19 protein-coding genes and 2 tRNA genes are annotated in these 21156 nt (G+C 63.4%); 6 read left to right on the top strand and 15 right to left on the bottom strand.

Annotated elements, in window-relative coordinates:
• The first annotated feature begins 53 nt into the window (after positions 1-53).
• From AB4M76_RS18135 to dtd, 3 genes are read left to right on the top strand one after another with little or no spacing between them, the layout of a single operon-like run.
• Positions 54-1169, top strand: coding sequence for a primosomal protein N' (replication factor Y) - superfamily II helicase (locus AB4M76_RS18135; protein ID WP_368443457.1), 1116 nt, complete (start codon positions 54-56; stop codon positions 1167-1169).
• Complete coding sequence (locus tag AB4M76_RS18130; protein WP_368443455.1) at positions 1166-1843, top strand: nitroreductase; 678 nt, start codon at positions 1166-1168, stop codon at positions 1841-1843. Before AB4M76_RS18135 ends, AB4M76_RS18130 begins: the two co-directional genes overlap by 4 nt.
• Before the next feature lies 1 nt (position 1844).
• The gene (gene dtd, locus AB4M76_RS18125) at positions 1845-2291 is read left to right on the top strand and encodes a D-aminoacyl-tRNA deacylase (protein ID WP_368443454.1); all 447 of its coding nucleotides are present in this window, start codon (positions 1845-1847) and stop codon (positions 2289-2291) included.
• Positions 2292-2523: 232 nt separating this feature from the next.
• Here dtd and AB4M76_RS18120 read toward each other — a convergent pair whose 3' ends face one another.
• The 6 genes from AB4M76_RS18120 to AB4M76_RS18095 form a co-directional block, all read right to left on the bottom strand.
• On the bottom strand, positions 2524-2784 hold the full coding sequence (locus tag AB4M76_RS18120; RefSeq protein WP_368443453.1) for a hypothetical protein: 261 nt from the start codon (positions 2782-2784) through the stop codon (positions 2524-2526).
• 4 nt (positions 2785-2788) lie between these two features.
• Entirely contained in the window at positions 2789-3013 is a 225-nt protein-coding gene (locus tag AB4M76_RS18115; protein ID WP_368443452.1) for a DUF1127 domain-containing protein, read from the bottom strand.
• 309 nt (positions 3014-3322) lie between these two features.
• The gene (locus AB4M76_RS18110) at positions 3323-5206 is read right to left on the bottom strand and encodes an acyl-CoA synthetase (protein ID WP_368443451.1); all 1884 of its coding nucleotides are present in this window, start codon (positions 5204-5206) and stop codon (positions 3323-3325) included.
• Between the two features lie 135 nt (positions 5207-5341).
• Positions 5342-7150 (bottom strand): ABC transporter transmembrane domain-containing protein, encoded by a 1809-nt coding sequence (locus AB4M76_RS18105; protein ID WP_368443450.1) that lies wholly within the window; start codon positions 7148-7150, stop codon positions 5342-5344.
• Positions 7151-7280: 130 nt separating this feature from the next.
• Positions 7281-8285, bottom strand: a complete 1005-nt coding sequence (locus tag AB4M76_RS18100; RefSeq protein WP_368443449.1) for a purine nucleoside permease — start codon at positions 8283-8285, stop codon at positions 7281-7283.
• 138 nt (positions 8286-8423) lie between these two features.
• Positions 8424-8497 (bottom strand) — tRNA-Gly (locus AB4M76_RS18095).
• 180 nt (positions 8498-8677) lie between these two features.
• On the opposite strand from AB4M76_RS18095, the gene AB4M76_RS18090 reads away from it, so the two are divergent.
• Positions 8678-8944, top strand: a complete 267-nt coding sequence (locus tag AB4M76_RS18090) for a hypothetical protein (protein ID WP_368443448.1) — start codon at positions 8678-8680, stop codon at positions 8942-8944.
• Between the two features lie 104 nt (positions 8945-9048).
• Positions 9049-9615 (top strand): YihY/virulence factor BrkB family protein, encoded by a 567-nt coding sequence (locus tag AB4M76_RS18085; RefSeq protein WP_368443447.1) that lies wholly within the window; start codon positions 9049-9051, stop codon positions 9613-9615.
• A gap of 3 nt (positions 9616-9618) precedes the next feature.
• Here the strand turns inward: AB4M76_RS18085 and AB4M76_RS18080 are convergent, their stop codons facing one another.
• The 6 genes from AB4M76_RS18080 to AB4M76_RS18055 all read right to left on the bottom strand — a co-directional run bounded on the left by AB4M76_RS18080 (position 9619) and on the right by AB4M76_RS18055 (position 16410).
• Positions 9619-10203 (bottom strand): hypothetical protein, encoded by a 585-nt coding sequence (locus tag AB4M76_RS18080; RefSeq protein ID WP_368443446.1) that lies wholly within the window; start codon positions 10201-10203, stop codon positions 9619-9621.
• The gene (locus AB4M76_RS18075) at positions 10200-12440 is read right to left on the bottom strand and encodes a molybdopterin cofactor-binding domain-containing protein (RefSeq protein WP_368443445.1); all 2241 of its coding nucleotides are present in this window, start codon (positions 12438-12440) and stop codon (positions 10200-10202) included. Before AB4M76_RS18075 ends, AB4M76_RS18080 begins: the two co-directional genes overlap by 4 nt.
• Before the next feature lie 2 nt (positions 12441-12442).
• Positions 12443-12901 (bottom strand): (2Fe-2S)-binding protein, encoded by a 459-nt coding sequence (locus AB4M76_RS18070; RefSeq protein WP_368443444.1) that lies wholly within the window; start codon positions 12899-12901, stop codon positions 12443-12445.
• 117 nt (positions 12902-13018) lie between these two features.
• Positions 13019-14134, bottom strand: coding sequence for a hypothetical protein (locus AB4M76_RS18065; RefSeq protein WP_368443443.1), 1116 nt, complete (start codon positions 14132-14134; stop codon positions 13019-13021).
• A 72-nt stretch (positions 14135-14206) separates the two neighbouring features.
• A complete protein-coding gene (locus tag AB4M76_RS18060; protein WP_368443442.1) occupies positions 14207-15631 on the bottom strand; it encodes a TolC family outer membrane protein in 1425 nt (474 codons plus the stop codon).
• Positions 15632-15756: 125 nt separating this feature from the next.
• Entirely contained in the window at positions 15757-16410 is a 654-nt protein-coding gene (locus AB4M76_RS18055; RefSeq protein WP_368443441.1) for a protein-L-isoaspartate O-methyltransferase, read from the bottom strand.
• Positions 16411-16553: 143 nt separating this feature from the next.
• Here AB4M76_RS18055 and AB4M76_RS18050 point away from each other — a divergent pair.
• Positions 16554-16627: transfer RNA gene (locus AB4M76_RS18050), tRNA-Cys, on the top strand.
• 590 nt (positions 16628-17217) lie between these two features.
• Here the strand turns inward: AB4M76_RS18050 and istB are convergent.
• The 3 genes from istB to AB4M76_RS18035 form a co-directional block, all read right to left on the bottom strand.
• Complete coding sequence (gene istB / locus AB4M76_RS18045; RefSeq protein WP_317388941.1) at positions 17218-17946, bottom strand: IS21-like element ISPkr1 family helper ATPase IstB; 729 nt, start codon at positions 17944-17946, stop codon at positions 17218-17220.
• Entirely contained in the window at positions 17876-19444 is a 1569-nt protein-coding gene (istA, locus tag AB4M76_RS18040) for an IS21 family transposase (protein WP_368440053.1), read from the bottom strand. The genes istB and istA overlap by 71 nt, the downstream gene beginning before the upstream one ends.
• A gap of 408 nt (positions 19445-19852) precedes the next feature.
• The gene (locus AB4M76_RS18035) at positions 19853-20623 is read right to left on the bottom strand and encodes a thermonuclease family protein (protein WP_368443440.1); all 771 of its coding nucleotides are present in this window, start codon (positions 20621-20623) and stop codon (positions 19853-19855) included.
• Positions 20624-21156: the final 533 nt, after the last annotated feature.

Here is a 21156-nt window from a genome sequence, read left to right as displayed (position 1 = left end):
CGCCGCCGCTCGCGCGCCCTGCCCTCCCCGATTGCTTTCGCAAGGTCTGATCCATGCCCCCTCCCCGTCCGCGCCCTGCAGCCCCGCTCGAAGAGCACCGCTTTCCCTGCGACACCTGCGGCTCGGACATGCGCTTTGACCCTGCGCAGGCGCGGCTGGTCTGCGACCATTGCGGCAATGTCGAACCCATCGACGGCAGCGGTCGCCACGCCGAGGCCATCGCCGAGCAGGATTTCCGGGCCGGTTTGCAAGCCGCCCTGCCCGGCGCCGAGATGGAGGAAACCCGCGTCACCACCTGCCCCAATTGCGCGGCAGAGGTGGAGTTCGAGCCCGGCAAACATGCCACCGAATGCCCCTTCTGCGCCACGCCGATCGTGGTCGACACCGGCACCAACCGCCACATCAAACCCCGCGCCGTGCTGCCCTTTGCCCAATCCGAGGAAAGCGCCCGCAGCGCGATGAAAGACTGGCTCGGCAGCCTCTGGTTCGCGCCCAATGGCCTGCAGCAATACGCCCGCAAGGGGCGGAAGATGCAGGGGATCTACGTGCCCTACTGGACCTATGACGCGCAGACGGCCTCGCGTTATCGCGGCGAACGGGGGACGGTCTATTACGTCACCCGAACCGTCATGCGCAACGGCAAGCGGGTGCAGCAGCAGGTGCCGAAAGTGCGCTGGCGCAGCGCCTCGGGCCGGGTGGCGCGGTTCTTTGACGACGTGCTGGTGCTGGCCTCGCGCTCCCTGCCTAAGACACATACCGATGCGCTGCACCCTTGGGATCTGGCGTCGCTGGAACCCTATGCGCCGGAATATCTCGCCGGTTTCCGGGCCGAAGCCTATGGGGTCTCGCTGGAAGAAGGCTTTGCCCAGGCCCGCGCCCATATGGACCGGGTGATCGAGCGGGACGTGAAATTCGACATCGGCGGTGACCGCCAGCGGGTGCATGACATCCAGACAGAGTTGGGCGACGTGACGTTTAAACACATCCTGCTGCCGGTCTGGCTCGCCGCCTATAAATACCGTGGCAAGACCTATCGTTTCGTGGTCAATGGCCATTCCGGCAAGGTGCAGGGCGAACGGCCCTATTCCGCAATCAAGATCACCATCGCCGTGGTGCTGGGGCTGATCGCTGCCGCCATCCTCGGCTATTTCGTGGCGCAGCAACAATGACCCAGACCTATGACGCATTCACCGCGCTTTTGCGCGCGCGCTATTCCTGCCGCGCCTTCCGGCCAGACCCGCTGCCGGAGGAAATGATCACCCGGATCGTCAGCGCCGCGCGCCATGTGCCCTCTTGGTGCAACGCGCAGCCCTGGCAGCTCACCATTACGCGCGGCGCGGCCACCGAACGGTTCCGCGACACCCTGCTCGACGCCGCAGGCAGCGACACCCCCGTCGCCCCCGACCTGCCCTGGCCCACAGGCTACTCCGGCGCCTATGCCCAACGCCGCCGCAGCTGCGGCTTTCAGCTTTATGACGCGGTGGGCATCGAAAAATCCGACCGCGCCGCCCGCAAGGCCCAGATGCTGCGCAACTTCGCCCTGTTCGACGCGCCCCATGTGGCCATTGTGACCTCTCCCGCCGAGCTTGGCCCCTATGGCGCGATGGACTGCGGCGGCTTTGTCACCGCCTTTACCCTGGCGGCCACGGCCCTTGGCGTCGCCAGCATCCCACAGGCCGCCATCGCCTCCTACGCCCCGCAGGTGCGCGCGCATCTGGGCCTGCCCGATGACCGGCTGGTGCTCTGCGCCATCTCTTTCGGCTATGCCGACCCTGACCACCCCGCCAATGGCTTTCGCACCGACCGCGCGACGCCAGAGGCCATTATCGACTGGAAAGACTGATATGCGCGCCCTGCTGCAACGGGTGACCGAAGCCTCGGTCACCGTGGAGAACGACGTGATCGGAGAGATCGGCCCCGGCCTGCTGATCCTCACCTGCGCCATGCCCGAGGACACGGCAGAAACCGCCGCGAAACTGGCCGAGAAAATCGCCAAGCTCCGGCTTTTCAAAGATGACGCGGGCAAGATGAACCTGAACCTCAGCCAGACCGGCGGCGCGGCCTTGGTGGTCAGCCAGTTCACCCTCGCCGCCGATACCTCGCGCGGCAACCGCCCCGGCTTTTCCGGCGCGGCCAAGCCCGAGATGGCGAAAGAGCTCTACGAAGCCTTCGCCCGGCACCTCGGCACGCTCGGCATTCCGGTTGAGACGGGCCGCTTTGGCGCGGATATGTCGGTGGCCCTGACCAATGACGGCCCGGTGACCATCTGGCTCGACAGCGCGGCCCCCTAGCTTTTCTGGCCGGACATACTGTCAGAGGATCGCAGCCCAACGCTGCCCCTAAAAAAGCAAAGGCCGACAAGCTAGGGAGGAAGCTTGCCGGCCGGTATAACGGGTCCGGGAGGAGGACCGTTAACATGCGGCGTCGGATCAGCGCGGGGGGAGGACCCGGGTCCGACACCTGACAATGCCGCCCCGGGAGGAAGGGCGTGCATTGATCTTGGGACAACGTGTAGCGCGGGGCTTACAGACCGTCGTATTCGTCAAGCACCAGCGCGCGGGCGTGCTGGGGGATGTCTTTGCGGGTGACCCCTGCAGTGGCGAGCTGCTCATCGCTCATGCCGTTCAGCACGGATTGCATCCGCGAGATTTGCATATGCGTGATCGCATTGCCGAAACCGGCGCGCAGCTTGCCACCGAATGTGCCAGCGCCAGTCGACAGGTTGGCCAGAAGGTCACGCAGCGGTGCGCCATGGGAGGCGGTGAGGGTGTTGTGGTTGTTCATCGGTTCAATCCTTCAGAAGTTCTTCACGGGCCAGGCGGCGGATGTCACAGCGGGCGAGGCCGATATCGGCCAATTCGCGGTCGCTGAGCGCCTGAAGCTCGTTCAGGGTTTGGCGATAAGAAGCGCGGCGCGCGCGCGCCTCTGTCATGGCCGTCCAGAGCGACGCAAAGTAGCTCAGCGGCCCTTTAGCGGCGCCGAATTGCGCGCTGCGGTCTGTTGTATGTGCCATCGACATGGTGCGGCTCCTTTTCGAATGCTGCGGTGCAACATCAATGCTGCAATGCGGAGATAGGCCCGCGCCATGGGGTTTTAAACGGCCAAATCTGCATAGGGGCTATGCTCACAGCGAAGGGCAGTGAGGGGTCCGCTGCCCGGGGAGAAAGTCTTTTGGAAAAAGGGTTTACTCAAGGGAAAGGCCGATGGGCTGGACCGCCCCCGCCCATCGAAGCGGCTGGCCCCAAGCGCATCGCAGCAGGGGCAAACGCAAAAGCCGCCGGCCTTTCGGCCAGCGGCTTTACCTATCGTCCTGTCAGGCCGGTCAGCCCGCGGCAGGCTCCCAAGGCCGGGTGAAGACGCTCAGCACCTTGCTGACCTCCTCATGGCTGGCCCCGTTCATCGTGACCTGCGCCACCAGCCCGCGCTTCTTGTCGTCGGTCACCTCGGTCACCCGCGCGGCGCAATCGGCTTTCTGCAAACAATCGTTATAGATCCGGGTGATCGCATGTTTGCGCAGATCGGGCTTAAAGATCTTGCCCACCGCGGTCTTGGGCAGCTCGTCCATGATCGTCAGATGTTTGGGCTGGGCCGCGCGTTCCGTGACCCGTTCCTTCACAAAGGCCAGCAGGTCTTCTTCGCGCGCCTCGCCCCCATCGACCAGTTCGACAAAGGCGCAGGGCACCTCGCCCGCATGGGCGTCGGGCTGGCCGATGGCCCCGGCAAAGGCGACGGATTCATGGCCCAGCAGCGCCTCTTCGATCTCTGCCGGGTCGATGTTGTGGCCGCCGCGAATGATCAGATCCTTGGCGCGGCCGGTGATCCAGATATAGCCGTCGCTGTCGATCCGGCCCAGATCGCCGGTGCGCAGGTATTTGCCGTGGTAGAAGAGATCCTTGTTCTTCTCCTCTTCGACATAGGTGTGGCCGGCATAGACACCGGGGTTCGACACGCAGATCTCGCCGATCTCATCCACATCCGCATCAATCGGACCGTCCGGCGTGCTTTTGATGATGCGCACATCGGAATAGGGAAAGGCGATGCCAATCGAGCCGACCTTCTTGATGCCATCGGTGGGGTTGCAGGAGACCAGACAGGTCGCCTCGGTCAACCCGTAGCCTTCGACCAAAGTGACGCCGGTGGCTTTCTCAAACCGGCGGAAGAGTTCCAGCGGCAGCGGCGCGGAGCCCGAGAAGGCGGTTTTTACGGTGCTGACATCGGCATCGATGGGCCGCTGCATCTTGGCGGAAATCGCCGTGGGCACGGTGATGATAAAGGTGATCTTCCAGCGCTCGATGAGCTTCCAGAAATTGTCGAACACGCCCTCGCCGCGGTAGCCCTGCGGCGTGGGGAAGACCACATGCGCGCCTGAGGCCACGGCCGCCATCAGGATCACATGGCAGGCAAAGACATGGAACAGCGGCAGCGGACACATGATATTGTCGTTTTCCGTGAACAGCAGCCGATGACCCAGCCAGCCGTTATAGATCAGCCCGGAGTATTTATGCTGCGCCACTTTCGGCAGGCCGGTGGTGCCGCCGGTGTGGAAATAGCAGGCGACGCGGTCTTCCTGCACATCCTCGAAATTGAGCGTGGTGCTTTGTTTGGCGATCTCGGCGTTGAAGTTCTTGTAGGTCGCTTGGTTTTCGGCCAGCCCCTTGGGCCGGACCAGCGGCACGATCCAGCTTTTCGGCGGGGTCAGGTAGCGGACAAGATCGACTTCAAGCACGGTATGGACATTGGGCGCGAGCTTGACCGCCTCGGCGGTTTTCTGGGCCACATCCGTCTTTGGGAAAGGCCGCAGGGTGACAACGACCGAGGCGCCCACTTCGCGCAGGATCGCGCCGATCTGCTCGGCGTCCAAGAGCGGGTTGATCGGGCTCACGATCCCCGCCACGGCGCCGCCCAGCAGGGTGATCGTGGTCTCGTTGCAGTTCGGCAGCACATAGGCCACCACGTCTTTCTCGCCCACGCCAAGGCTGCGAAAGAGGTTCGCGGCCTGGGTCACGCGGCCATGCAGTTCCTTCCAGCTCAGCGTCTCGGCCTTGTCCTTGGGGCCCGAGAATATCTGATAGCTGACCGCATTGTGGTCCGGGAATTTCCCGGCCGTATTGCTCAGCATCCCGTAAAGCGTCTTGGCGACATCGCGCTCTTCCCACGGCATTTCCGCCGCAATGGCATTGCGGTCCTCGATCCCGGCGAATGTCATGGTCGTTCCTCCCCTGTTGCCGGTATTCCGGCGCGTTTTCTTCCCACCAGACTGCGGCGAAACGCCCCGCTTCGCAAGCAATCGGATAGAGGAAACGCTGCGTTACGAGGGGTGACGTTGCGCCAGTGGCGGGCTTTACGCGGCCACAGCCCCATCGGTGAACTGAAGCCGCGCCAGACGGGCATAGAGACCATCACGCGCGACCAGTTCCTCATGGGTGCCAATGGCGGCGATGCGCCCGGCTTCCATGACGACAATGCGGTCGGCCTTTTTCACCGTCGCCAGACGGTGCGCCACGATCAGCGTGGTGCGGTCGGCGCTGAGCCGGTCGACGGCGGCCTGCACCAGCCCTTCGCTTTCCGAATCCAGCGCGCTGGTGGCCTCATCGAGCAGCAACACCAGCGCGTCGCGCAGGATGGCGCGGGCGATGGCGATGCGCTGTTTCTGCCCGCCCGAGAGCATCACGCCACGTTCGCCGAGGTAGCTGTCATAGCCTTCGGGCAGCGCGGTGATGAACTCATGCGCGGCAGCGGCGCGGGCGGCTTCTTCGACCTCGGCATCCGTGGCATCCGGGCGCCCAAAGCGGATGTTTTCTGCAGCGGTGGCAGCAAAGATCACCGGGTCTTGCGGCACCAGCGCCACGGCGCGGCGGAAGTGGTCCCGCGCCATCTTGCGCAGGTCCACCCCATCAAGGGTGATGCGGCCAGAGGCGGGGTCGTAAAAGCGCAGGATCAACTGGATGATCGTGGTCTTGCCCGCGCCCGAAGGGCCGACGAAGGCCACGGTTTCGCCGGGCCGAATGTCGAGGTTGATGCCATCAAGGGCCGAGACATCAGGCCGCGCGGGATAGGTGAATTGCACGTTTTCAAAGGTGATATGCCCGGCGACCTTGGCCGGCAGGGTCTGGGCCGCGTCGGGGGCCGGGTCATTGACCGTGTCTTCCGATTGCAGCAGGTCGATCAGCCGCTCGGTGGCCCCGGCGGCGCGTTGCAGCTCGCTCCAGATTTCCGACAGGGCGGCGACCGCCCCGGCGACCATCACGGCATAGATCACGAATTGCACCAGCGCGCCCGCGCTCATCGCATCGGCCCGCACGTCCCGCGCCCCGATCCAGAGCACGCCGACCACCCCGGTGAAGACCAGAAAGATCACGATCACGGTCATCGCGGCGCGGGTCTTGATCCGGCGCTGCGCGGCGTCAAAGGAGGCTTCGGTCATCTGCGCGAACTGGCTCCGACTGGCGGCTTCATGGGTGAAGGCCTGCACCGTCTGCACGGCGGTCAGCGATTCGGAGGCATTGCCGGAGCTGGCCGCGATCCAGTCCTGATTTTCGCGGCTGAGCCCGCGCAGCCTGCGGCCCAGGGTCAGGATCGGGATGATCACGGCCGGCACGATCAGCAGCACCAGCCCGGTGAGCTTGGCCGAGGTCAGCAGCATCAGCCCCAGACCACCGATGAAAATCAGCAGATTGCGCAGGGCGATGGAGACCGAAGAGCCGATCACCGAGAGGATCAGCGTGGTGTCGGTGGTGATCCGGCTCAGCACCTCGCCGGTCATGATGCGCTCATAGAAGGTCGGGCTCATGCCGATCACCCGGTCAAAGACCGCACGGCGAATGTCGGCCACGACACGTTCGCCCAGCCGGGTCACCAGCGCATAGCGCAGCCCGGTGCCGACCGCGAGCAGCCCCGCGATTGCCAAGGCCGCGATGAAATACTGGTCGAGCAATGCGGTTTCATCGACGCTGAAATTGTCGATCACCCGGCGCACGGCTAAGGGCAGCGTGAGCGAGATCACCGCCGTCAGCACCAAGGCCGCCCCGGCGGCCAGCATCAGCCAACGGTAGGGCCGCATGAAGGGCATGAGCGCTGCAAGCGCCCCGATCCGCCGCGATTTTTCGCGTTCGTCTTTGGCAGTCGGGGCGGGCGTGGGCGTGCGGGCCATGGGCAATCCTTTGTCTGTCGACAACGGTCATGGCGCGGGCGTTGGGCGGGTCAAGCAAGACTGCCCCCTCGGGACAATCTGCCGCCCCTGCCCTGCGGCGCCAAGATCAGCGCCGCAGGGGGGATTGGGATCACTCGTTGGGCAGTGTCGGGACGCCGTCTTTCCACTGGTCCCACTCTGCCACGATCCGGTCGACCAAAGGCGCGCCCACAAGGGTGATGTTCGCAACCGTCTCGGCAAAGCCGCCTGCGGTCTCGCCCGGCGCCGGGTCGAGATGCGCGAGCGTGGTTTCATCCGGGTGGCCCTGGTCAAAGTTCACCGCGCCGCGCAGGCTGGCGATCCGGTCGGTGCCATGCAGACGTTTGATGACCAGCGCAATGGCGGCGGCCTCCATTTCGGTGATCATATAGTCGTCCGCACCGTAGAGCTCGGCCATATACTGCGCCTCTTGCGACAGGCCGGGCCCGTGGAAGAAGGTATCGCCGGTCATATGGGTGCCGACCTTGACGCTGGGCGCGGCCTGGGCCGCCGCATCGGGGTAGCGCTGGCGGTATGTCCGGGCGGCATCGGAATCCTGCATCTCGACATCTTCCGACAGTTTCACGCCCCAGGCGACCAGATCCTCGTTCATCTCGAAACGGCGGTAATCCTCATAGCCCGCGCGGGGCATAAAGACGGGCGCGCCCGGCTCGCCTTCCTCGGGGGCCCAGCGGTGGCCAAGGTCATAATCCACCAGCCAGCTGCCCCAGACCACATCGCCAATGGTCCCGCGCGAGGGTGGCGTGCCGGCCACGCCCGAGAGCAGGAAATAGCTCTGTGAGAAGTCGTAATCGGGGTTGAGCAGAATCGCCTGCATGGAGGCCGAGGCGTTCACCTTGCCCATGCCCAGCACCGCGCCGCAGACGCCGTCCGCGTTGCAATACATCTCGGAGAACGCGCCGGGGATCTCTTGGGCTTCGGCCTCGGTCCAGTATGTCTCATACCAATGCTGAAGCTCGCCGGCGCGGTCGCCGCTGTTCTCGCCAATCTCGAACATCGCGCCGATGAAGACTTTGACAGGCAGGGGATCTTGGGCGGCCAACGGTGTGGCCAGCGCGGCCAGAGCGACAAGGCCCGAGGCGGAATATTTCAGCATGATATGTCCTTTATGGATGTGGCCCGCGCGCCGCGCGCAGACAGGGGCTGTCCTTAAAGGGTGACCTAGCGGAAACCAAGCCCGAAGCAAGCCGCTTGGGGCGGTAGCGGCGGGTGATTGAAGTGGGGGGGGAGAGGCTGGAGCGGGCGACGGGAATCGAACCCGTATCATCAGCTTGGAAGGCTGAGGTCTTACCATTACACAACGCCCGCGTTGCGGCTTTGGGTCTATTTTATCGCCGAGGGGTCGTCAAGTGGGGCGCGGCGCCTGTCTGCGAATAGTGGCTCGGCCCGGTTTTGCCAGTCTGCCGGTTTGGCGGTGGCAAGGGCGCGCGTGGCGCACTAGCTTATGCGGCAGGCGAAAGACGCGCCTGAGCAATGACGGGGCAGAGGATGGACGCCAGACCGGCTCATGACCAGAAGCGCGAAGTCGTGATGACCCATGGGATTCTCAGCGAGAACCCGGAGGATCTGTTCCACGGCACCGGCTGGCGGGTCGGGCGCGCGGTGCTGCATGAGGCGATCTTGCGGCTTTGGAGCGATGATGCTTTCGGCATGGCGGGCAATGTGGCCTTTCGCGCCCCTGCTGGCGATATTCCCCTTTCTGATCTTCACCAGTTCGCTCACCGCCTTTGTCGGGGACCGGTCGATGGCCGATGATCTGATCCATTTCCTCATCGCCATCGTGCCCCCTGCGCTGATTGATCCCATTGTCGCGGAGGTGGAAAAGGTGATGACCGTGCCGCGCGGGCGATCTGCTCAGCGTGGGTATCCTGCTGACGATCTGGTTTGCCGTTGGCGGGGTCGATGGCATCCGGGTCGGGCTGAACCGCGCCTATGGGCTGCGCGAGACCCGGTCGACCGTGATGCTCTTTGCGGTGCAGATCGCCATGGTGCTGCTGGCCAGTCTGATCCTTGTGATTGTGGGCTATCTGCTGGTGCTGGCCCCGCGTGCCGGGTCTTGGCTGCATATGCTGATGCCGGGGTTTGACCCCGGGTCGGTGACGGTTGGTCTGATCCGCTTTCCGGTGTCCTTTACCATCCTGCTGATCGCGCTTTTTGCGGCGCATGTGATCCTGCCCGCGCGGCGCACCAAGTTTAACAACATCTGGCCCGGCGTGCTGGTCACCGCAAGCGCCTGGTCGCTGCTGGCGGTGGTGTTTTCCTATTACCTGCGCAGTTTCGGCACCTATGCGAGCTATTACGCGGGCATGGCGGGGATCATCGCGGCGCTGTATTTCATGTATCTTGCGGCGCTGGTGCTGATCTTTGGCGGAGAGTTGAACCGCGCCCTGCGCATTCGGCGGCTGGCGCGGGTGATGCGGGAGTAGGTGCTAGTCCGTCGTGCAGGGTGTGCCGGCAGCGCCCCAGAGCGTGACATCATGGACCAGCGCATCGAGCGTGGTTTTGGGCGCGGACCGCCCTGCGCCGGGGGTGAACCCCCAGGCCACAAAGGCCGAGTTGCGCAGGTGATCGACGAGCGAGGCAATGTCATGGCCATCGTTGCGCTCAGGATCGCGCAACTGGGTACAGACCTCGGCGGAGGTCTTGCCGAACCATTCCAGTTCCACCGGCGGCAGACGCCAAGCATCATCGATATGGGGCGGCGCATGGGGTGTGGTATTCGCGGCGGCGGAGGTGACATGGCAGGCGGCGCAGGGAATGCTTTCCGCCCCGATCCGGCTTTCACCTGCCTGTACCTTCATGCCGTGCACCGCCTCTGGCCCATAGCCCAAGCCCTGCCACATCGGCAGACCGCGCGCGCCCACATGGCAATTGGTGCAGCGCGGGTGCGAGGTGACGGTATAGATCCGCTCCCAGGCGGCAAGGCCCGCGTCGCGGGTCACGCTGTCTTGCGCCGCCTCTTGCGCAGCGGCGGGGGCGGCCAGCAGGGCGACGCAAAGGGTCAGGTATTTCATGCGAAAGCCACCGACTTGGAGAGCGGCAGCGCGCGGATGCGCTGGCCGGTGGCGGCAAAGATCGCATTGGCCAGCGCCGGGGCCGCCGGCGGCACGCCCGGCTCCCCGATGCCGCGCAGCTTGCCGCCGGTTTCCAATCCGCGCACCTGAATCTTGGGGGTCTGATAGAGGCGCAGACCGGCATAGAGGTGGTAATTGTCCTGCTGCGGCACACCGTCCTTATAGGTCAGCTCGCAGTTCATCGCATGGCCCAAGCCCCAGATCACACCGCCCGAAAGCTGTGCCTCAAAGTTCACCGGATCAAGCACACGGCCCACCTCGGCGGCGACGGAGACCTTGTCGATGCGCAGCCCCGCCTCGGTCTGGCTGACCTCAACCACCTCGGCCACCGGCACGCCGAAAGACAGGCAAAAGGCCAGCCCCCGGCCCTGCCCCGGGCCGAGCGCGGCACCCCAGTCGGACATTTCGCCCACGGCCTCCAGCACCCTGCGCGACGGCGCATGGCTGCACAGCCGCAAACGTTCCTCCAGCGGGTCGGCCCCGGCGGCGTGGCAGAGCTCGTCCATGAAGCTTTCGTGCAAAAAGGCATTGCCCGAGGCCCCGACCGAGCGCCATGAGCTGACCGGCACCATGGCAGGCACCCGGTGGCCGGTGACGCGGTAGTGGGGGATGGCGAAGGGCTGATCCCATGCGCCCGCGACGATGGCGACATCGGGGCCAAAGACCGGCTGATGGACGCGGCCAAGCTGCGATTCCATCACCGAGGGGGCGGCGATGGCGAGGTCATAGGCCGTGAGCCTGCCCTCGCTGACCTTGCCCTGCGCGCGGGCCATGGCCAGCGGGCGGGGGAAGTCATGGGTGAAATCCTCTTCGCGCGACCAGACCATTTTGACCGGGGTGCCGGGCATCTGCTGGGCCACTTCGACCGCGCGCATGACATAGTCATCTTCCAGCCGCCGCCCGAAACTGCCGCCTGCCATAAGCACATGGACATGGACATTCTCGGCCTCGACCCCGGTGAGCCGCGCGACATTGGCCTGCATGAAACGCGGGATCTGCGTGGCGGTCCAGATGTCGACGCGGGTCTTGGTGAATTTGACCAGCACGCTCATCGGTTCCAGCGGCGCATGGGCAAGATAGGGGATGCGGTATTCGGCCTTGAGCACTTCGCCTTCGGACAATGCGGTGGTCACATCGCCATCATCGCGGAACTGGCTGTCTTGCGTGTCTTCGGTGAAGGCGGCGGCGACGGCTTCGAACTGGTCCGCCGTGTCGCCGATATAGGGCGATGGCCCCCAGTCGCAGTCCACCGCCTGCGCGGCCTGAAAGGCGCGCCAGGTGTTGTCGGCCACCACCGCCACGCCGCCGGTGATCGGCAGCACCGCCTTGACGCCGCGCATCTTCTCGGCGCGGCCTGCGTCAAAGCCCTGAATAGCGCCGCCCTGTGCCGGGTTGGTGCGGGTGGTGGCAAAGACCATGCCCTCCATCACCATGTCGATGCCATAGGTCTGGGTGCCGGTGGATTTGGCCAGCATATCGGTCCGCATCTGCGGCTGGCCCAGATGCTTCCATTCGGCGGGATCGCGCAGGGTGACATCGGTGACCGGGTCAATCTCTGCCGCCCCGGCGGCGAGATCCTGATAAGCGAGCCGCGCCCCATCGGGGAGGACCACGGCCCCCGCCTCGGTCCTGAGCTGGTCGCGCGGCAGGCCGGTTTGCGCCATTGCGGCGGCGATCAGCGTCTCGCGCGCCACCGCCCCGGCCATGCGCAGCCGGTCGTACATATCCGGCACGGTGGAACTGCCGCCGGTGAGTTGCAGCCCCAGCAGCTTGCCCGCCACATCCGAGGCGCCGCGTCCGGCGCGGGCAAAGAAACTTTCCGAGGTGGCGGCGATGGGCATGCCCTCGGCGCTGACGACGCCGTTGTAATAGACCGGCGAGGGCGGGCCGGGGGTGATCGTGACCTGCGCCAGATCGACGTCCAATTCCTCAGCAATCATATGGGCTTGGATGGAATAGCCCCCCTGCCCCACATCGGCGCGCGGGGTGATCAGGGTGACGCCGCTGGCATCGACTTTGACATAGGGGGTGATGGCGGCGGCGCCCGGTTCCAACCCGTCGAGCAGCGGGTTGTCGAGCTCGCGTTTATAGAGATAGGTGCCAAAGGCCACGCCCCCGGCGATGGCAGCGGAGCCGACAAGGAAGCTGCGGCGGGTGATGGTGCCGAGACGCGACATGCTCAGGCCCCGCGCAATTCGGCGGCGGCGTCATGAATGGCGGCGCGAATCCGGGGATAGGTGCCGCAGCGGCAGAGATTGCCGCTCATCGCGGCATCGATCTGGGCGTCGCTCGGGTCGGGGTTGAGGTCAAGGAAGGCGGCCGCCTGCATGATCTGGCCGGACTGGCAGTAGCCGCATTGCGCGACCTGATGTTTGACCCAAGCGGCCTGCACCACATGCAAAGCCTCAGGCGTGCCGAGCCCTTCGATGGTGGTCACATCGCCCGCCACATCACCGGCGCGCAACTGGCAGGAGCGGACCGCCATCCCGTCGATATGCACGGTGCAAGCGCCACATTGCGCGATGCCGCAGCCGTATTTCGGGCCGGTGATGCCAAGCGTATCGCGCAGCACCCACAGCAGCGGCATGTCGTCTTCGACATCCACCTCATGGACCTTGCCGTTCACCGTCAGCTCCATGCTGTCCCCTTTTGAAGTCTATCGCCTATAATGTAACGATCCATGGGGCCGCAACAAGGTCCGCGCCCAAAGATGGCGCAGCGTCATGGCCAAGGGAACAGCCGAGAGAATGACGCGTTATTCGAGGTCTTGCGCGGTCAGGGCGCGGTGAATCTCGCGGCGCACCAGCTTGCGGACGTTGCGGGTGATCCGCTCGCCCAAGGCACCCTGCAATTCGGCCCGCACGATCTCTGTCACCAGATCGCGCAACGCCTCTTCGTCGAGGAACTGATCCTCGATCCCGATCCCGGCGGCGGCATCGGCCTCAGCCGGTTCCGGCGCGCGCGGCCCACTGTCCGCAAAGCGGCGCACCTGTTCCTCAATCTCGGGGGTGGGGCTGCGCTGCGGCTGTGGCTCGGCCGGCGCGGTCGGGCCGGCGGCCGCCGGCGCTTCGGCCTCGGGCTCCTCGTCATCTTCCCAGGCCATGGCAGGCGGTTCGGTGCCGGAATAGTCATTGTCGCCGGGGCTGTCCGGTTCCCATTCTTCGGAAATCTGGCCAATCGCGGTTTCAAGCGCGGCGATCTTATCGCTCAGCTTGGCCTGCGGCTGGTCCGAGACCACCGGGGTGAATTGCGCCGGGTCAAAGCCCGCGTCATCGGCCATGTCGAAAGCCGGCGTTTGCGCGGCCGTGGCGGGCGTGGCTTCCGCATCCTCCGCATGAAGATCGGCGGGATCATCATGCAGCATGTCATAATCATAGGGCGATATGGCGGGGCTGGCCGAAATCTCCTCCTCCGCTTCGCGCGGCGCGCTGCCTGCGGGCTGCGGCAGGTCCTTCCCGTCAGAGGTCGCGACCCGCAAGGCCGGGGTCAGAACCAGCCGATCGGTGGCGGCGGGCGCCTGCTCTTCCTGCGGGGGGTTCATCACTTTGCGCGAGGTAAAGAAAGGCCGCTCTTTCGAGGCTCTGGGCGCGGCCTCTGCCCCGCGGCGCGTGAACGACGGGGTTTGTGGTTTCGCGCCCTCTGCCGCTACCTCCGCCGCGCTGGATGGTGGCACATGCGGGGTGAAATCCCCAGAGGCGACGGTCGCCTCCGCCGCTGCCCCCGGCGCTGTGGATGGCGCAGCCGCTTGGGGCGCCGCAGCCTGATCAGAAGCGGGCTGGGACGGTTGCTTGGGGCGTTTGTCTTCGGACACCAGACGGCGAATGGAAGACAAGACATCTTCGACTTCCGCGTTTGAAACGGGTTCGGACATATATTCACCACTCTTTCCTCCCCGTCAGCTTAACCGCGCGGGAGGATTCTCACAATGGGGCGCTTTGAATTGTCAGTCTTTTTGCAGCGCGCGCAGCACACGGTCCAGCGCTCTGCCCTGTCGGGAATGCAGCGGCGGCCCGTCTTTCACGAGGTTGTAATAGGCGCTGGCGTCATAGAGCTGCACCGGCAGACGCAGATCGCGGGCGGTCAGCTGGCCGGTTGCCGCCAGCACCGAATAGGCCGCGACATAGAGGTTGGCGCGGGCCGACACGCGGATCACCTCGGCATTGAGCAGCGCCTGTTCGGCATCCAGCACGTCCAATGTGGTCCGCGCGCCAAGGGTGGCTTCTTCGCGCACGCCGCGAAAGGCGATACGTGCGGCGCGAATCTGACGGTCGGAGGCTTCGAGCTGGGCCCGGGCCGAGGAGAGCGCGGCATAGGCATTGCCCACGTCCTGCTCCACATTCATGCGGACCACGTGAAGGTTGGCGCGTTGCGCGTCACGCTGCGCCATGGCGCGGCGCAGGGCCGAGGACAGCGCCCCGCCCTGATAGATCGTCTGGCCCACATCGACCCCAACGGTGCCGCTGCGGGTATAGCGCTCACTGTCAAAGCTTTCGGTCAGCCCATATTGGCCTCTCAGCGTAACCCGCGGCGACATCGCCGCCTCGCTGGCCAGCACTGCCAGATCGGCCCCGGCGACCTGATGCTGGGCGGCAAGGATCGAAGGGTGCTGTCGCACCGCAAGCGCCTTGGCCGAGGCCATTTTACCGGCCACATCTGGCGGGCTCGGCGGTGTGGTGAGCTTGCCGGGCTTGTGACCGACCGCGTTGCGATATTCCTCGACCGCGCGCAGCAGAATCCCTTCGGCCCCGGCCAGACCGCTGCGGGCATTGGCCAGTTGCGCCTCGGCAAGTGCGACATCGGTGCGGGTCACTTCGCCTACGTCGAAACGGTCCCGCGCGGCGCGCAGTTCCTGGGTCAGCAGACGCAGGTTGTTGTTGCGCAGCGCCACGGTTTCCGAGGCTTCGATCACGCCCATATAGGCGGAAACCGCGCGCAGCAGCACCTGTTGTTCGATGTTGAGCAGGGTGTGACGGGTCGCCAGAACGGTCTCTTTCGCCGCCTCGATCCGATATTTGCTGGCCCCGAAATCATAGAGCAGCATCTCAGCGATCAGGTTTATCGAGGTGGATAGATCCTCGATCGATTGGGCGGGCTGCAGGGCGGAACTGCGGCTGGTGCCGAAACTCTGGGTCAGGTTGCCGGCCCATCGCAGAACCGGCTTCAGCGCGGCTTTGGCGGCGGCGACATCCTCATCCGCGGCCCGCAACAGCGCGCGGTTCTGGTCCAGCAGGCCGGAATGTTCATAGGCCCCGACCAGCGCATCGGCCAGCGTTTCCGCAACCGCCGGGCGCGGCAGCGCCAGCGCCAGCCCCAGGGGCAGCGCCAAAGCGAGGGTTTTAAAAGATGTCTTGAAACTGGTTACGCGCATGGCTGGACCACCCTTAAATCAATCTATCAATCTTGCAGGCCGGGCCAAAGACCCCGCCGAAAGGAGCGCCAAGCGCCCGAAATTGGGGCTGCGCTTATCACCGCCCCCATGCGACACAGCATCGGTCAAAGTTGAAAAGCCACCTGACGCTCGAACCCGCGCAACACCGGCGCGCCGGCATTGAACTCGGAGCGCCAAGACAGCTGCGCGCCCTGCTTATACCCGATCCGCACTTCCCCCAGACCCTCTTCCATAAAGAGACAGGCGATGCGCCCGCCGTCCTTGATCTGATCCACCAGCGCCTCGGGCAGCTCTGCCACCGCCCCCTGTATGATCACCACGTCATAGGGACCATGCTGCGGCGCACCTTCGGCCAATGGCCCGACATGAACGACCACGTTATCGGCCCCGACCTGCGCCAGCGCTTCCTGCGCCTCGGCCGCCATGGCCTCGTCCTCTTCCACGGCGACGACGGCTTCGGCCATATGCGCGATCACGGCGCTGGAATAGCCCATGGCACAGCCCACATCGAGCACCAGTTCGTCATTCTCGATCGCCAGGTGATCCAGCATCTTGGCCAGGGTGCGCGGGTCGAGCACCACACGCCCCTGCCCCAGATCGAGGTTTTCCCCCAGATAGGCGGCCTCGCGCTGCGCGGCGGGCACGAAATCCTCGCGCGGCACGGTCAGCATGGCGTCAATGATCGGGAATTTGGTCACATCCGACGGGCGGACCTGCGTATCGACCATGGTGGTGCGGCGGGCGGCGAAATCACTCATCAGCGAAACTCATGTGTTCTAGGTATCTGCGACCTGATGTGCCACATCGCCGGACCAGCGGCAACGGTGCGCGATCATTTTCACGCGCATATGGGTCTTGCGGCCCACAGCGCGATCCGGTAGCACTGCGCCAACCACAGGACGGCGAGTTGGCGGAGTGGTTACGCAGCGGATTGCAAATCCGTGTACACCGGTTCGATTCCGGTACTCGCCTCCATTTATTTTCAATGACTTAGCAGATTTTTGAAGAATTCGCCGCCGCGCGTCTAAACATTCGTCTAAACATTCTGTTTTTGTTCTGTTCGCACTTACCCCTCGAAAATCGCGAGGTAAGACTCTCGCGGCCTCGCTATCGGCAGCCGCCTTCGTCACTATGACCGTTGCGAAATCTGTGCCCGTGCAAGCCTTGTCGGAGCTGTCCGCTAAGGCGCCAGAGCGATCCCCCTAGAACCTTTAGGCCTGGGGCTTGCGCTTGGTGCGCTGCTGCTGCGCTTGGAGCGCCTTAACTTTCTGGCGGACCTTCTTGGTGTAGCGCAACACCATGGCCGGACTTTGGCCCGTCACCGCAGCCACAAAATCATCGCTGCAGCCTGCCTCTACGAGCTCGCAGGCAGCGTTGTAGCGCCAGCTGTGAATATCGTAGTCCAGAACGCCGATGCGCTCCCGAACGCTCCTGTGTCAATCGGCAGGCAATCTTGACCCCCTATCGGCATCCAAAAATGACCCCCCATCGGAGCGCTCGGGTAGCTGGCCCGATGCGGTGTAGCCTTTATACAGCGCAGCCGTATCGGGCCAGCGGGGTTTAGGTCATTCGCGGGTCTTGAAGCGCCAGCTCTCGTTGCCGGTTTCGACGATGTCGCAGTGGTGTGTAAGGCGATCGAGCAGTGCTGTCGTCATCTTGGCGTCTCCGAAGACTGATGGCCACTCACCGAAGTCGAGGTTGGTCGTTACGATGATGGACGTGCGCTCGTAGAGGCGACTGACGAGGTGGAACAGCAGCTGACCGCCAGTCTGGGCGAAGGGGAGATAGCCGAGCTCGTCGAGGATCAGGAAGTCGAGGCGGCACAAGAGATCCGCAGTGCGCCCCTGGCGATCAGCCCGGGCTTCTGCGTCGAGTTTGTTCACAAGGTCGACGATGTTGAAGAAGCGGCCGCGTTTACCACGGCGGATGCAGGCCCTGGCGATGCTCACGGCAAGATGGGATTTGCCGGTCCCGGTGCCGCCGATCAGCACGACGTTGCGTTGATGTTCAAGGAACTCTCCGGAGGCCAGATCGCGCACCAGCGTCTCGTTGACCGGCGTGTTCTCGAAGCTGAACTCATCGACCTCCTTGGCCAGTGGTAGTTTGGCAATCCTCATCTGGTATCTGATCGAACGCGCCTGCTTTTCGCTGATCTCGGCGTGCAGGAGGTCGCCGACGATCTGTTGCGGTTCGTGCTGACGCTTCACTGCTGTCGTGATGATCTCATCGTAGGCGGCCTTCATGCCGTAGAGCTTCAGCTGGCTCATCGCATCCAGCACTTGTGATCTTTCCATGGTTGGGTCTCCTGAGGCTGTCGTAACGTTGGCAATCGGCCACGGGCTGGCAAGTCAGCCGCAACGCGTCCGGCGTATCGATGGTCAACGGCGGCGGCGGCTCACGATGCCGGGCCAAGATGTTAATGATGACGGAGGCGGCGTGAGCCCCTTCATTCAGGGCTTCGGCACAAGCGGCATCCACGGCATCCAGCCCGTCGGTTGGGATCATGCTCAGGATCTGAACCATCTGGCGGTCGCCGTTCGGCACCTTACCAAGCTTGCGCTGCACACGCCTGATTGCTGGCGGCAGCTCCCAGTCCTTGAAGGGCGCACCATTCCTGAGCGCGCCCGGTTTGCGAGCCAGAACAGGGATGTAGTGCAGCGGGTTGTAAATCGACTTATCGCGGCCGAAGGCTCGGTCGTGCTGCCCCACAATCTTACCGTCCTGCCAGAACTCGACTCGCTCGGCATAAGCACGGATCTCAACTGGGCGTCCGACGGCTCGACCATCCACCGAGTAGCGGTTCTTATCGAACCGAACGAGGCAGGTTTTGGACACCGAGGCAGGCAGCGCGTGGAAGCCATTGAAGGGGCCGACATACGGCACCAAGCTGGCTCGTTCTTGCTTGAACACCTCCCAAGTTGTCCGATCCCGGAGCTCGGGGTGCGGGTTGGACTGAGCCCAGGCAACGCACCGGTCTTCAAGCCAAGCGTTCAGTTCGGCATAGCTTTTAAACTTCGGTCGCGGCACGAAGAACCGCCGCCGGACAACGCCGACCTGGTTCTCGACCTGTCCCTTCTCCCAGCCCGAGGCGGGGGTGCAGGCGACCGGATCGACCAAGTAATGTCCGCACATCTGCTGGAACCGGCGATTATAGGCGCGGTCGCGACCGACAAAGATCGTATCCACCGCCGTCTTCATGTTGTCGTAAATCCCCCGAGCACAGGCTCCGCCGAAGAAGGCAAAAGCTTTGTCGTGGGCGTCAAAGACCATCTCCTGTGACTCGCGCGGGTAGGCTCGTACGAACAGCATTCGGCTATGGCAAAGGCGGACGTGCGCCACCTTCACTGTCGTCGTCGCGCCATCGATCACCACGATCTCATGGCTCCAATCAAACTGATAGGCCTCACCGGGATCGAAGGTCAGCGGCACATAGGCAGCGGCTGATGCCCCCTGTTCCTCCTTGGACCATGAGGCCGCGTAGCGCCGGACAGCATCGTAGCCGCCGTCATATCCGAGGGCTCTGAGTTCTTCGAAGACCCTAATCCGGGTCAGCCTCTCACGCTTGGGCTTGCGCGCGTTCACTGACAGCATCTCGTCGAGCTTGTCTTTCCAGGGCCCAATCTTCGGCTGCGGCTGGACCGTCCGCTCGTAGGTGAGCTCCGTCACACCGGATCGGATTACCTTGCGCACCGTGTTCCGCGATACCCGTAACTCCCGGCAAATCTGCTTAATCGGCTTCTTGTCCTGAAAATACGCCCGCCGGATCTTCGCAATCGTCTCCACAACCAACATCCCACACTGTGCTCCCCGATAGCCTCGGGGGCATTATCCACATCAGTGTAAGGGGGTCATTTTTGGACGCCGATCACCCCTCTACGGGGTCAAAATTGCATGCTTGTTCACACCTTGTGCAGCCGATCTCCAGCGCTCTCGAAGGCGGACTGGATTTTTATCTCCTCACACCCCGTCAGGGCGCGTCCGACGCCTCTATACAGGTGCGGCGCTGGCTGCTCGGCATGAGGAACGACACAGACTGAATTGCTCGGCCCTGCATTGTTGCCGTTCGTGTCCGTTGCAGCGAAGGTCTGCGATCCGCCCCACTTGCCGGGGGATTTTGATGGCGCAATTGCACTGTTCATGTCCGCCTTAGGACGAGAACCATTGTTCGCGATGCATAGTTTTTTAGTCCAGTTTCGCCCCCTAGCGCCCACTGGTCTTCTGTGCATCAAATTTCTGCCAAACGTGCATGTGCCCTTTCTGCCGCGCAGCTGCGAGCCAAAGCTTTTTTCGAGCATCTTTGGTCTCAAGCTGCAGGTAAGCACCCCCGGAATATTTCGGCCAGTCGATCGCAAGTCCCTGCTCTACCATCTCTGCTGACAGGTCCCGGCCATCTGAAAGGAAGCACTTCGCTACAGTTCTTCCATAATCATCTTCTTCCAATATTTCCGCCCGAACGTTCTGCCCCTTACATAGCGAGACCAAAGCCCATTTGGCTTTCTTTCCGTAGGGGTGGTCCAATTCAGGCGCGTCAATGCCGAACATGCGTATCTGCGTTTTCTGGATGACCACTGTGTCGCCATCTACAACGCGCGCATGTCCCGAGATGATACGGCAAGCGGGTATTTGCCTGGCCGATTGTTCATCAAAAGTTGCCGCTGGGGTCGACTCTGCATCCTGATTGCCATGGTCCGTATCGGGATCGCTAAGAGCCGGAGGGGCGACATTCTGCGTAAAACCCTCGGCGCGGGGTGGCTCCCCGCTCGAATGATCTGCTGCCGACCTGCGTTGTGGCCCCGCCTTAGTGTACAGCTCTTTGCCACTCTTCAACGGCGCTTTGCGCGTCTTTGGCCAATCGGCGGCCGTCCTATCAAGGCGGCTGGAAGATGGCTTCTCTCGCCCTCGCTCGTTGCCCCAGAATAAAAATGCAGAAACGACAAGAGCCAATATCAGAAATAGAATCAGGAGCTCCACAGTACTTTTTTCTCAGTGTGATCGCCGAGCACAGGTACAGGATTGAGGATGTGCTAAGCGCGGATATTCAACCCGGAACCTTTCCACGTTGTCAACCAAACGGCCCCACGAAGCCTGTAAACATTCTTGATATGTTCCGCAGATTTCAGGCTCTATTCTAAACACAAAATATTATTTTTCAGCAACTTACCTAGCCTTGCAAATCCGTGCACACCGGTTCGATTCCGGTACTCGCCTCCATTTATTTTCATCGAAAATTCGGCATTCGGCTCTCTAGCCAATGCGCTAAAAATTGATCGGTTTACCGACCAACCCACAAACGGCACCTGGTAGAACCTACTGGGAGCCCCCTATCCTACAGCAAGGCTGTGCAGATTGCTCTACGCGGCATCTATTCTACCGATATCCTTCGAATTTCGTGAGGCCACCACGTTAGGATAACCAAATCATCCGCCGGGCTTCTTCCCAAAGCCAATTGGGGCTTCTCATTCATTTAATCTTGCCTTCGTATCCCCGCGCTTAGGCTGATTCAA

Source organism: Sulfitobacter sp. PS-8MA (genome assembly GCF_040933935.1).
Taxonomy (GTDB): Bacteria; Pseudomonadota; Alphaproteobacteria; order Rhodobacterales; family Rhodobacteraceae; genus Sulfitobacter.
This window is presented reverse-complemented; position numbering and strand designations above follow the sequence as displayed.